At 38.0% G+C, this 13,105-nt stretch carries 13 protein-coding genes; 11 read left to right on the top strand and 2 right to left on the bottom strand.

The window, feature by feature from the left end; genetic code table 11:
- Window positions 1–4: 4 nt before the first annotated feature.
- Both MTT29_RS05665 and MTT29_RS05660 read right to left on the bottom strand, forming a co-directional pair.
- Window positions 5–565 (bottom strand): YcxB family protein, encoded by a 561-nt coding sequence (locus tag MTT29_RS05665; RefSeq protein ID WP_429800030.1) that lies wholly within the window; start codon window positions 563–565, stop codon window positions 5–7.
- A gap of 20 nt (window positions 566–585) precedes the next feature.
- Entirely contained in the window at window positions 586–1,428 is an 843-nt protein-coding gene (locus MTT29_RS05660; RefSeq protein WP_429800029.1) for a DUF3737 family protein, read from the bottom strand.
- A 111-nt stretch (window positions 1,429–1,539) separates the two neighbouring features.
- Here MTT29_RS05660 and dcd point away from each other — a divergent pair, with 111 nt between their 5' ends.
- From dcd to MTT29_RS05605, 11 genes are all read left to right on the top strand, one after another.
- Window positions 1,540–2,100 carry a dCTP deaminase gene (gene dcd, locus MTT29_RS05655; RefSeq protein ID WP_021092836.1) on the top strand — a complete coding sequence of 187 codons (561 nt, stop codon included), beginning with the start codon at window positions 1,540–1,542 and terminating at the stop codon, window positions 2,098–2,100.
- Window positions 2,101–2,295: 195 nt separating this feature from the next.
- The gene (locus tag MTT29_RS05650; RefSeq protein WP_429800028.1) at window positions 2,296–4,275 is read left to right on the top strand and encodes a motility associated factor glycosyltransferase family protein; all 1,980 of its coding nucleotides are present in this window, start codon (window positions 2,296–2,298) and stop codon (window positions 4,273–4,275) included.
- A gap of 2 nt (window positions 4,276–4,277) precedes the next feature.
- Window positions 4,278–5,465: a UDP-N-acetylglucosamine 4,6-dehydratase gene (locus MTT29_RS05645; RefSeq protein WP_429800027.1), complete on the top strand. Its 1,188-nt coding sequence runs from the start codon at window positions 4,278–4,280 to the stop codon at window positions 5,463–5,465.
- A complete protein-coding gene (locus MTT29_RS05640; protein WP_429800026.1) occupies window positions 5,452–6,603 on the top strand; it encodes a LegC family aminotransferase in 1,152 nt (383 codons plus the stop codon). Before MTT29_RS05645 ends, MTT29_RS05640 begins: the two co-directional genes overlap by 14 nt.
- 2 nt (window positions 6,604–6,605) lie before the next feature.
- Window positions 6,606–7,217, top strand: a complete 612-nt coding sequence (locus MTT29_RS05635; RefSeq protein ID WP_429800025.1) for a NeuD/PglB/VioB family sugar acetyltransferase — start codon at window positions 6,606–6,608, stop codon at window positions 7,215–7,217.
- 25 nt (window positions 7,218–7,242) lie between these two features.
- Complete coding sequence (gene neuB, locus MTT29_RS05630; RefSeq protein ID WP_149718466.1) at window positions 7,243–8,244, top strand: N-acetylneuraminate synthase; 1,002 nt, start codon at window positions 7,243–7,245, stop codon at window positions 8,242–8,244.
- Window positions 8,241–9,401: a UDP-N-acetylglucosamine 2-epimerase gene (gene neuC, locus MTT29_RS05625; protein WP_429800024.1), complete on the top strand. Its 1,161-nt coding sequence runs from the start codon at window positions 8,241–8,243 to the stop codon at window positions 9,399–9,401. Before neuB ends, neuC begins: the two co-directional genes overlap by 4 nt.
- Window positions 9,398–10,444: a nucleotidyltransferase family protein gene (locus tag MTT29_RS05620; protein WP_429800023.1), complete on the top strand. Its 1,047-nt coding sequence runs from the start codon at window positions 9,398–9,400 to the stop codon at window positions 10,442–10,444. Before neuC ends, MTT29_RS05620 begins: the two co-directional genes overlap by 4 nt.
- On the top strand, window positions 10,445–11,347 hold the full coding sequence (locus MTT29_RS05615) for a Gfo/Idh/MocA family protein (protein WP_429800022.1): 903 nt from the start codon (window positions 10,445–10,447) through the stop codon (window positions 11,345–11,347).
- Window positions 11,340–12,047, top strand: coding sequence for a cytidylyltransferase domain-containing protein (locus MTT29_RS05610; RefSeq protein WP_429800021.1), 708 nt, complete (start codon window positions 11,340–11,342; stop codon window positions 12,045–12,047). The genes MTT29_RS05615 and MTT29_RS05610 overlap by 8 nt, the downstream gene beginning before the upstream one ends.
- Window positions 12,034–12,804 carry an oxidoreductase gene (locus MTT29_RS05605; RefSeq protein WP_429800020.1) on the top strand — a complete coding sequence of 257 codons (771 nt, stop codon included), beginning with the start codon at window positions 12,034–12,036 and terminating at the stop codon, window positions 12,802–12,804. The genes MTT29_RS05610 and MTT29_RS05605 overlap by 14 nt, the downstream gene beginning before the upstream one ends.
- The last annotated feature ends 301 nt before the right edge of the window (window positions 12,805–13,105 follow it).

The raw sequence follows: 13,105 nt of genomic DNA, 5'->3' as shown, positions 1-13,105 counted from the left end.
AAATTTAACCTATTTTTTCTTCTAGAAATTCCAAAATTTCTTGCGCTTTTTCATTTAGTGACTCTTTTGGGATCTGCAAGAAGCTGCCTTCTTTTAAGATCAAAGCTACAAAATCATCAGTTTCACAAGCGCCAAGAAACGCACTAAACGAAAAATGAACCGTACTTGTCGCTGTGACAAACAAGACCTCATCATCATATATAACGATCTCTTGTTCGCGCTCAACATCGATGTTTGAGTAAATGGCTCTAGTAAATAAAACCGGCTTAACTACGGCCGCGTAAATATAAAGCAAGATCACGCCAACGCACAAAACGATGGCTAAATTTCTTGCCAAAGTAGAGATATCGTCCATATCAGAATATACTATTAACTCGTGCCCAGTAACGTCAAAAAGCACAAGCAAAGCTACTGCGCATAGCGCAGCAAATGGCAGCTCGATCGCCCTCATTAAAAATACAAATTTATTCTTTTTATAGACGGTGCGTGAGACTTCGCGTAGTAGCTTTTTAAATTTAGCATCGTTTTTTATACTAAATTTCGCTCTAAATTTTTCATTTTGCATGTTATTTCTTTAAATTTTGGCTAAATTTCATCCGTGATGATCTCTATCTTGCTCGTATCAACCAAGCTGCCGTCTATGATGATCTCCTCTATCTTGCCAGCTCTTATGACGCCACTTTTTGGATTTTTCACACTTTTTACCGTGCTTTTGGTGCTCACATCGACGCTTGAATACTCAAAAGCAAGGCTTGTATCCATAAAAATGCAATCTTTTACAACCAAATTTTCTACGTAGCAAAGCGCTTGCAAGCTCTTTATTGTGCAGTTTATGAGCGTCACATTTTTTGTATTCCAGGCTAGATATTCGCCTGAGATGAGGCAGTTCTGCGCGAGCACGTTTTCGCAGTTCCAAAAGGCATCTTTTGAGATGAGCTTTGAGTTTGTGATTTTTACATTTTTGCAGCCATCAAAGCAGTAATTGCCGTCCAAGCTTAGCCCATCAACCTCTAAATTTTCACTATTTGCCGCAAAATAATCCCCTTTTGCAAAGACGTTTTTTATCTTCACGTCTGAGCAGCCCCAAAGTGTCTCGGCGGCGTCTGAGAAACTTACATTTTCAAGTGAAATTTGCGAGCTTTTCCTAAAGCTTTTTGGCGCATTTATGAGCACGTCTTTGAAGCTTAAATTTTTGCTGTACCACATGCCAGCTCTTGCTAGAGGCTCGAGATAGCCGCCATTTAGCGTGATGTCGCTTGCATACCAGAGCGGGTACTTGTAGGCAAAAACGCACTCGTTTAGCTTTAAATTTGAGCTGTGCTTTAGCGGCGACTCGCCATCTTCAAAGATGCAGTTGGTAAAATTTAGCCCCTTTGCCCCAAACATCGCGCGTTCTCCTGTGAAAATTTCTGCATTTCTCTCTTGCATTTTTATCCTTTATTAAATTTCTCTCAAAATTATACTAGTTTTACTGCAAAGTGCCATTAAATTTACTTTAAAGACGCAAAGCGTTATAATCGCCCAAAAAAAGGAGTAAAAATGGGTTTAAAAGCAGACTCTTGGATAAGGAAAATGTCGGTTGAAAAGAAGATGATCGTGCCATTTGCCGAGGAGCAAGTGGGGCGTGGCGTCGTTAGCTACGGCGTTTCTAGCTACGGCTATGATATCCGCGTGGGCGATGAGTTTAAAATTTTCACAAATATCGGCGGAACCGTCGTTGATCCAAAGAATTTTGATGAGAAAAATGTGGTTGATTTTAAGGGCGATGTCTGCATAGTGCCGCCAAATTCTTTTGCTTTGGCACGCACGGTCGAGTACTTTAACATGCCTGATAACGTGCTAGCGATCTGCCTTGGCAAGAGCACATACGCAAGATGCGGTATCATCGTAAATGTGACGCCTTTTGAGCCGGGATTTAAGGGGCATATCACGATAGAGATCTCAAACACGACGCCGCTTCCTGCTAAAATTTACGCAAACGAGGGCATCGCGCAGGTGCTATTTATCGAGGGCGATGAGCCTTGCGAGGTGACATATGCTGATAAAAACGGCAAATACCAAGCCCAAGAAGGCATCACGCTGCCTAGAATTTTAAAATAATTTTCATGCCTTTGCGACTTTGCAAAGGCTAAATTTATCGACCACTTTTTATAAAACCCTAAACAATAACGAAATTTTGACGAAATAGAAGCTAGAAAGAGCGAAGCTTTGATAAACAAATTTTAAATTTGGCACAGCTTTTGCTTAAAAATTTATAAACTAGAACATAAATCAAGCTCAAATATAAGGATATACATGTCAGAGAAAAAAAGTAAAAAAGCAGCTAAACAGACAAAAGAAACAAAGCTAAACGGTATAATAAATCCGATCTTTGAAAAGAACCTACAAGCGTTATTTCAACAAGACGAGGTTTTGGCTGCAAGACTTTTTAGTATGACATCCCAAAATAAATATGAGATAGTTTTAGGAAAAAATGATTCTTTGGATATAAATATCATAAACAAAGAGACGTCTGAATCCATATATGAAAATCCTGTCGAAGAGACATATAAGATGCTTGATGAGATAGAAAAAAAATACAAAAGATACCCAGGTCTTTTTTTCTATGGTCTTGGAAATGGCATACTTTATAAGGCATTGGCAAAAAATAATGTCCATAAAAAGATAGTAATAGTTGAGCCAGAACTTGAAATAATGCATCTTGTATTAAATGTCATAGACTTGTCAAATGAGCTTAGAGATGAGCAAATAGTTCTTTTTTATGCAGAATTTTCAACATACACTCAGTTTTATTTTTTAATATCACATTCAGGGCTTGATGTATATGCTAAAACATATAACTTAATTATTCATTCTAATTTTTATGATGACTTCTCAGATGACTATATAAAAGTAAATCAAAATATAGTAAAAGCTTTCTCTCAAAATGTTGTTTCACATGGAAATAGCATAGACGATCTTCTAATAGGTACAAAGCAGCATATCGAGAATTTACCCCATATGCTCACTAATTACTGCTATACGAATTTGGTTAAAAAAAGGCACGGTCTTGTAGATACAGCTGTCATTGTATCGACTGGTCCAAGTCTAGATAAGCAGCTAGAAACTCTTAAAAAATTTGCTCCTTATGTTAGTATTATGAGTGTTGATGCTTCTTATCCCATACTTGCTAGAAATGGCATAAAACCCGACTACGTAACATCTATTGAAAGAATGGATCCTACCTCTACATTTTTTAAAGAAAGACATCCTGGATTTGATGATGATATAAATTTTATTGTGGCTTCGGTCACACACAGCCAAACTGTAAAAAATATATTACCTAGGCGTTTAGTACTTACGATGAGGCCCCAACAAGAAGAGAGAATGTTTAAGTTAAATAAGTACGGATATCTTGGAGTAGGTCACAGTTGTGCAAATATGGCCTACCAGTTAGCCTATGTGCTAGGACATAAAAACATTATCTTTATAGGTCAAGATCTTGCTTTTGGAAAAGATGGAGCAAGTCATGCCAAAGGGCACAATTTCCCACAACCAGATGAAAATTTATATATCACAGCTTACGGTGGAGAAGGCGAAGTAAGAACAACATACGTATGGACACTATTTAAGAATCAATTTGAAAATGATATCGAACAAGCTAAGCTAGAGAATATAATATCATATAATTGTACTGAGGGTGGTGCTAGAATAAATGGAACCATAGAAAAGCCATTTTTGGAGATAATGAATGAGCTTTGTGCGGATAAAAAGGCTAAGAGCTTGCCAAATATTAAAAAAGATAGTAATGAGACAGCTAATAAAAACTTGCTGAAAGCTTATGAGACAATACAAGAAAAAATAAGAGTTCAAACACAAGCTAAAGAAGAAATAGAAAAAGTGTTTTTAGAGATAACACCTAAAGTAGACTACTTTATATCATTGAGAGATAAGGGAGAGATAAATGAAAAACACTTCAATCAGCTTATTAAAATATCAAACAAGATAGATAGACTGAAAAATACAATATCAAAACGAAAATATATGAGATTTATTGAAAATATTTTTGTAATTTCTACTTATTATCAAGAGCTTGAGCTTGCTAAAGTTTCAGTTTCCCCAAGTGATACAAATGAAGAAAAAACTAATAAATTAGTAGAATGGGTTGAGTTTCATAAATATTGGCTATTTTCGGCAGCTGGTGGCATAAATGCTGATATAGAAACAACAAAAGAAGCCTCTAAACCTCTTATAAAAGAACTTAAAAAACGTGGAATCTTTCCAAAAGAAGACTAATAATGGATATATTAAGCTTAATAGGTCGTACAAAAAACCTCTTTGAAGATGATATAAAAGCACTTGATAAAGACCTAAAAGAGATAGTTTCAAGCTCAAGCTTCCTAGTTATCGGCGGGGCAGGATCTATAGGCTCTGCCGTGACAAAAGAGATCTTTATAAGAGACCCCAAAAAACTCTACGTCGTTGATATCTCTGAAAACAACCTTGTTGAGCTAGTGCGCGACATAAGAAGCGAGTTTGGATATATAAATGGTGACTTTAAAACTTTTGCCATAGATGTTGCAAGTGCCGAATTTGACGCACTTTTGGCGCAAAATGGTGGATTTGACTACGTGTTAAATTTATCAGCGCTAAAGCACGTTAGAAGCGAAAAAGATCCGTTTACGCTTATGAGAATGCTTGAAACAAATATCTTTAACACCGATAAAACGCTGGCGCAAGCTCTCGATATGAAGTCAAAAAAATATTTCTGCGTTAGCACCGACAAGGCGGCAAACCCTGTAAATTTAATGGGAGCTAGCAAGCGCATCATGGAGATGTTTGCATTTAGGCACTCTTTAAATATCGACGTCTCGATGGCTAGGTTTGCAAACGTGGCATTTAGCGATGGCTCGCTTCTTTTTGGCTTTCAAAAACGCATAGAAAAGTCTCAGCCCATAGTCGCTCCAAACGATGTCAGACGCTACTTTTTGACACCAAAAGAGAGCGGTGAACTCTGCCTTTTAAGTACCATTTTTGGCGACAATAGAGATATATTTTTCCCAAAACTAGATGAAAATTTAGACCTCATAACATTTAGTGAGATAGCAAAGAGATATCTGCAAAATTTAGGCTACGAGCCATTTTTGTGTGAAAATGAGGAGGAGGCTAGAAAGCTTGCAAAAGTGCTTCCAAAAGATGGCTTTTACCCTTGTCTTTTTGCGCCTAGCGACACGACTGGGGAGAAGGATTATGAGGAGTTTTTCGTTGACGGCGAGAAGCTTGATATGCAAAGACTTCAAAACATCGGCATAGTCAAAAATGATGCAAATTTTGACAGCAAAAAGCTAGAAATTTTTAAAAACAATATCTTAAATTTAAAATCAAGCTTGACGTGGAGCAAAGAGGACGTTTTGCGCGAAGTTTTTGAGCTCATACCAAATTTTATGCATAAAGAAACAGGAAAATATCTCGATGAAAAAATGTGATTTTGACGAGGTTTTGAAATTTATAAAGAGCACCTTTGGCAAGGACAAAGTCCCGCTTCACGAGCCTAAATTTATAGGCAACGAGAAAAAATATCTGCTCGAGTGCATCGACTCTAGCTTTGTCTCAAGTGTCGGCAAATTTGTCGATGAGTTTGAGAGCAAGTTAGCTCAAATGGTCGGTGCTAAATTTGCAGTTGCCACGACAAATGGCACCTCTGCGCTTCACATCTGCCTAAAACTAGCTGGAGTAGAGCAAAATGACGAAGTAATCACCCAGCCAGTTACTTTTATAGCCACTTGCAACGCCATTAGCTACCTTTTTGCAAAGCCGGTTTTCGTGGATGTTGATCTTGACACGCTCGGTATGTCGCCAGCGTCGCTTAGTGCGTTTTTGGAGAAAAACTGCGAGCTAAAAGGCGGTAAATGTGTCAATAAAACCAGCGGCAGGATAGTGCGTGCCTGCGTGCCTATGCATACTTTTGGACTGCCTTGTAAGATAGACGAGATAGCTGAAATCTGCAAGCGTTGGAACATCGTTTTGGTAGAAGATAGCGCCGAGAGCCTTGGTAGCTACTATAAAGGCACTCATACAGGGAATTTTGGCAAGCTTGCAGCGATGAGCTTTAATGGTAATAAGATAGTCACAAGCGGAGGAGGCGGAGCTATCATCACAAACGATGAGGAGATAGCAAAGCACGCTAAATTTATCACCACAACGGCCAAGGTGCCACATCCTTTTGAGTACCGCCACAGCGAGATCGGCTATAACTACCGCTTGCCAAATTTAAACGCAGCCCTGCTTGTAGCTCAGCTTGAAAATTTGGAGCTATTTTTAAAGAGCAAACGCGAGCTTGCGATGATTTATAAAGAGTATTTTTCTAAATTTGATGATGTGAAATTTATAGATGAGCCAGCGGACGCTAGGTCAAATTTTTGGCTAAATGCGGTGCTCTTTGAAAGCCGTGAAAAAAGAGATGAGTTTTTGAAATTTAGTAATGAAAATGGCGTTTTTACGCGTCCTATATGGCAGCTTATGAATGAGCTTGATATGTTTAAGGACTGCCAAAGAGATGAGCTAAAAAATGCTAAATTTCTAAGCGATAGGATAGTAAATATCCCAAGCAGCGCGAGAGTTTAGCCGTGCAAAATATAGTCTTAGTAGGTGGTGGTGGGCACTGTAAAAGTGTGATAGATGTCATCGAGAGCGAAGCTAAATTTAATATAATTGGTATCATAGATATGGCAGAAAATATTGGCAAAAAGGTGCTTGGACATGAGATCATCGGTAGCGATGATGATCTGGTTGAGGTTTTTACATCATGCAAAAATGCTGTGGTGACGGTTGGGCAGATAAAAAGTAGCGAGTCTAGAAAAAGACTGTTTGCACTGCTAAAAGAGATAGGTTTTGGCCTTCCAACCATAGTCTCACCACTTGCGTATATCTCAAAGCATGCAAGTGTAGGTGAGGGAACTGTGGTGATGCATCATGCCTTGATCAACGCTGGTGCAACTGTCGGTAAAAACTGTATCATAAATACAAAGGCGCTAGTTGAGCATGACGCAACTATCGGCGATCACTGCCATATCTCAACAGCAAGCGTGGTAAATGGCGGCGTTGTCGTGCAAGATGGGACATTCTTTGGTAGCAATGCAACCAGCAAAGAGTATATCGTGATAGGCGAAAATTCTATCATAGGTGGCGGAACTAGCGTGATGAGAAGCTTGGAGAAAAACGCTTTTATAAAGGCGTAAAAACTAGCATTTTAAAGGAAATTTGATGTCAAACAGGGTTTTTATCATAGCTGAGGCCGGGGTTAATCACAATGGCGATATAAATTTAGCTAAAAAACTGATTGATATAGCAGCTAGTGCTGGCGCTAATGCGGTGAAATTTCAGACCTTTAAAGCTCAAAATCTAGTTTCAAAAAACGCACAAAAGGCTAGCTATCAAAAAGAAACTACCGATAAAAATGAAAGCCAGTTTGAGATGATAAAAAAGCTTGAACTAGACGAGAACACGCATAAAGAGCTTATAGCCTACTGCAAAGAAAAAAATATCACTTTTCTCTCAACTCCTTTTGATAGCGACAGCATAAAGCTTCTTGACGAGCTGGGGCTTAGCATATTTAAGATCCCAAGTGGCGAGATAACAAATTTACCTTATCTTAGGCAGATAGGTGGGCTTAATAAAAAGATCATTCTCTCAACCGGAATGGCAAATTTAGGCGAGGTGGAAGCTGCGATAGAAGTACTTGTAAAAAGCGGTACGAAACGGGAAAACATAAGCCTTCTTCATGCAAATACGCAGTATCCAACGCCGATGGAGGATGTAAATTTAAAGGCGATGATAACTCTTAAAAATGCCTTTGGGCTTGAGGTCGGTTATAGTGATCATACCCTTGGCATCGAGGTTGATATCGCAGCGGTTGCCATGGGTGCAAAGATCATAGAAAAGCACTTTACGCTTGATAAGAGCATGCCTGGACCTGATCACAAGGCTAGCCTTGAGCCAGATGAGCTAGCGGCTATGGTTAGGGGTATTAGAAATATCGAGCTAGCTCTTGGAGACGGACTAAAACACTTTAGCAAAAGCGAGAGCGAAAATATCAAAATAGCTAGAAAGTCGATCGTGGCAAAATGCGATATAAAAAAGGGTGAAATTTTTAGCGAGCAAAATATCTGCGTAAAACGACCAGGGGACGGCATAAATCCTATGAGGTGGGATGAGGTGATCGGGCAAAATTCACAAAAAGACTATAAACAAGATGAACTGATATGAGAAAAATTTGTGTAGTGACAAGCACTAGAGCTGAATATGGCCTGCTTTACTGGCTCTTAAAAGAGATCGAGGCAGATAGTGAGCTTAAGCTTCAGCTTATTGTTACTGGCATGCACCTAAGTCCCGAGTTTGGACTCACATACAAAGAGATAGAAAAAGAATTTAAGATAGATAAAAAGATAGAAATTTTAAGTAGTTCGCATACAAGTCTTGATATTTGCGCTGAGATGGCAAGAATTTATGAGAAATTTGCTCCGGCATTAGCTGAGCTTAAGCCTGATATATTGGTGCTTCTTGGCGATAGATATGAGATATTTGGTGTAGCAGGTGTTGCTAGTATCATGCAGATACCAATGGCACATATCCACGGCGGTGAGACCACACAAGGAGCGTTTGACGAGGCTTTTAGACACAGCATAACAAAGATGAGCCATATACATTTTGCAGCTACAAATGAGTATTCAAACCGCATAGTCCAGCTTGGCGAAGAGCCTGGTAGAGTTTTTAATGTTGGCGGAACAAGTATTGAAAACATAAAAAAGCTAAATTTATTAAGTAAAGAAGAATTTGAAAAGTCTATAGATTTTAGACTTGCTAAAAAAAATATCCTCATCACTTTTCATCCGGTGACACTTGAAAATAGTAGTGCAAGAGAGCAGTTTGGTGAGATCTTAAAAGCACTTGATGGGCTAGAGGATACAAATTTTATTTTCACAAAGGCAAATAGCGATACAGATGGCGATGTGATAAATAAAATGATAGATGAGTATGTGAACCAAAACTCACAAAAAGCTGCGGCTTTTGCCTCGCTTGGACAGTTAAGATATCTAAGTGCTATTAAATTTGTTGATATCGTCCTGGGAAATAGCTCAAGTGGCCTTTTGGAAGTTCCAAGCTTTAAAAAGGCCACCATAAATATAGGCGACCGCCAAAAAGGACGTGCTCGAGCTAGCAGTGTGATAGACGTTAGGCCTGCGGAAGAAGAAATTTTAGCTGCTATCAAAAGAGCGTATTCAAAAGAATTTGAACAAACTTTAAAAGATACGATCAACCCTTATGATGGTGGCAATCCAAGCAAAAAAATGGTTAAAATTTTAAAAGAGATCAAGCTTGATGGTATTTTGAAAAAGAAATTTTATGATATAGGTTTAAAATGAGAATAGTAAATGATATAAAACTTAGTATAAATTCAACCATTAAAGATGCCTTGCAGACTATCAACAACGGAGGGCTTCAAATCGCCATCGTTGTTGATGAAAACGACGCTCTAGTAGGCACGGTAACAGACGGTGACATCAGACGCGGTTTGCTAAACGGCCTTGATCTAAATAGTAGCGTCAGTCTAGTGGTGCACAAGAGCCCAAGTATAGCAAGTGTCGGTGATACTAAAGAGTCTATTTTAAAGATAGCACTTGCTAAAAAACTTCATAAAATTCCATTGGTTGACGAGCTTGGCAAGCTTGTAGGTATAGAAGACATCGAAGATATTATTAAGCCAGTTGGCAAGACAAATAGAGTTATCCTAATGGTAGGAGGCCTTGGCACCAGACTTAGACCGCTCACGCAAGATACGCCAAAGCCGATGCTAAAGGTTGGAAATAAGCCGATACTTCAAACGATAGTCGAGAAATTTGCAGAGTATGGCTTTGTAAATATCACAATGTGTGTAAATTTTAATGCAAGTATCATTAGAGACTATTTTGGCGACGGAAAAGAATTTGGCGTAAATATAGACTATGTTTTAGAAGAAAAAAGGATGGGCACAGCAGGGGCGTTAAGCTTACTAAAAGAGCGCCCAAGTGAGCCATTTTTCGTAATGAACGGCGATCTTCTTACAAATGTAAATTTCGAGCATATTTTTAACTACCACATGCTAAATAAAGCTACAGCCACAATGTGCGTCAGAGAGTACGACTACGAGGTTCCTTACGGCGTGGTAAAGATGAATGATAATAAAATAACTGCTATCGCAGAAAAACCGGTGCAGAAATTTTTCGTAAGTGCTGGGATATATATGCTCTCACCTGAAATTTTAGATTTGATCCCACAAGATGAGTTTTATGATATGCCTACGCTCTTTGAAAAGGCAATAGCTCAAAATAAAAATGTAATCTCTTTTCCGATACATGAGTACTGGATAGACATAGGACGCCTTGAAGAGTATCAAAAGGCAAATGAAGAATACGCAAAGATATTTTAGATGAAAGCTCTTGTTATAGGCTACGGTTCAATCGGCAAAAGACACTGCGAGGTCTTAGAGGCTTTAGTACAGATAGATGAAATTTGCCTAGTTACTAGCCAGGATGTGGCTGGTAAAGTGTGCTATAAAAACTTAGAAGAGGTCTCAAATTTAGACAAGTTTGACTACTTCGTCATAGCAACTCCCACATTTTTACATCTAGAAAATTTGAAATTTATAGATGAAAGAGTGAGTGGCAAGATCATACTTTGTGAAAAGCCATTGTTTGAAAAAAAATATAATTTCATGCCCAAAAATAATAAAATTTTTGTAGGCTATGTGCTGAGGTTTCATCCGCTCTTACAAAAGCTAAAAGAGTTTTTAAAAAAAGAGAAAATTTTGTATCTAAATGCTAATTGCGGTCAGCATCTACCAAGCTGGCGAAGTGGCGACTATAGAAAATGCTATAGTGCTAGCAAAGAAAAAGGTGGCGGAGTCTTGTTAGATCTTAGTCATGAGTTAGACTACACCATGTGGTTATGTGGCAAATTTGAAAGTCTAACGAGCTTTCAAGGTAAAATTTCAAATTTAGAGATAACAAGCGATGATCTATGTGTGGTTTTTGGTAGGACTAAAATGGATGCCATAGTAAATGTAAGTATCGACTATCTAAGCCATATAACGCATAGAAGCTTGCGAGTGGAGTGCGAAGGCTCTACATATGAGCTTGACTTTATGGCAGGTACACTTACCAAGCAAGATAGTAGTAAGCAAATTTTAAACATGCCAAATTTGGCAAGAAATGAGATGTTTTTAGCTATGCATAAAGATGTTTTGGGCGAGCAAAGATATATTTGTAGCTTTGATGAGGGGCTAGATGTGATGGACGCGATAGATCAAATTCAAAGGCAAAATAATGAGTAATGCTTTATGTACGATATGCGCAAGAGGCGGTAGTAAGGGAGTTAAAGGCAAAAATGTTCGAGAGCTTTGTGGTAAGCCACTTATAGCTCACACTATAGAGCAGGCAATAGCGTCAAATTTGTTTGAGCATATTGTTATTAGCACAGATAGCAACCTGATAGCAGAAGCAGCTGTAAAGTATGGCGCAGAGGTCTTTTTTAAAAGAGATGCTGCTATGGCTAGCGATACGGCAGGAAAACTTGATGTTATAAAAGATGCTTTTTTAAAAAGCGAGGAACATTATGGACGTAAATTTGACTATGAGATCGATCTTGACGCTACATCTCCACTTCGTGATGTAAGCGATATAACAAATTCTTTTGAGCAGTTTTTGCGTGATGATAATGACAACCTAATAACTGCTATGCCAAGTAGAAGAAGTCCGTATTTTAATTTAGTTGAAATTTATCCAGATGGACATGTAGCACTTGCAAAAACTTTACCAAATGCTATTTTATGCCGTCAAGATGCACCAAAGACTTATGATATGAACGCTTCTATTTACATCTGGAAGCGTGAAGTTTTGCTAAATAATGACACTTTATTTTTACCAAAAACCGGACTTTATGTGATGGATGAAGATAGATCGATCGATATAGATTGTGAGCTTGATTTTAAATTTGTAGAGTTTTTAATGAAGGAAAAAAATGCTAAAAGATAAGGTCATAGTAGTTACAGGGGGAGCTGGCAGGATAGGAAGTGCTTTCATAAGAGCGATTACTAGCCAAAACGGAGTTGGTGTGATAGCAGAGGTTGATACAAAAAGAGCAAATTTACTAAAAGATGAGATTACAAGCTCGCAAAAAGGTGCAAGGATCGAGGTTTTGCAAATTGATATCAGTGATGCAAATTCTATCAATGAAGCTATAAATTTCTTGCATTCAAAATATGGTCACATAGATGCACTAGTGAATAATGCCTATCCAAAAAGTAAAAATTACGGTAAGAAATTTTTTGAGATCGACATGGATGATTTTAATGATTTTTTAAATTTACATCTTGGCGGATACTTTAATATCTCACAAAATTTCATCAGGTATTTTTTAAGGCAAGGTCATGGTAATATCATAAACATCTCATCCATTCAAGGTATCGGAGCGCCTGCCTTTGAGACATATGAGGGGACAAATATGCACTCTCCAGTCGAATACACAGTCGTAAAACATGGCCTTCTTGGTATGACGAAATATATGGCAAAGATGTTTAAAAAAGATAATATCCGCGTGAATGCCATAAGTCCTGGAGGGATTTTGGACGGACAGCCTGAGCCATTTTTAAGCCAATATAAAAAGAGATGTGGCACAAAAGGCATGCTTGATGCAAATGATATATGTGGGGCTTTGGTGTATCTGCTAAGTGACTCTTCAAAATATCTAAATGGACAAAATATCGTAGTTGATGATGGCTTTAGCCTATAAAAATATAAATAAAATAGTATAAATTTATCTAGTCTAAGCTAGATAAATTTATATATCGCTTTTTATACGCACTTTTTCTCATACTAAATTTTACCAAGCGAGAGCTTGCTATCTATAATTTTTCTATTTTTACAATTTAACTTAATATGGAAAAATATCTAAAACCCCAAAGACTAGCTTTGGGGCTGGGGGTTTGCGTATTGTAAAAGCATTAACACATTAAGGCTTTGCTACTGCAACAAAGCCCTATTTAAAACTTAATTTAACTAGCTACGTTATTGTAGAAGTTTCATTACGTTTT

Source organism: Campylobacter concisus (genome assembly GCF_050447485.1).
Taxonomy (GTDB): Bacteria; Campylobacterota; Campylobacteria; order Campylobacterales; family Campylobacteraceae; genus Campylobacter_A; species Campylobacter_A concisus_BQ.
The sequence above is the reverse complement of the archived record's forward strand: the minus strand, read 5'-3'. Positions and strand labels throughout refer to the sequence as shown.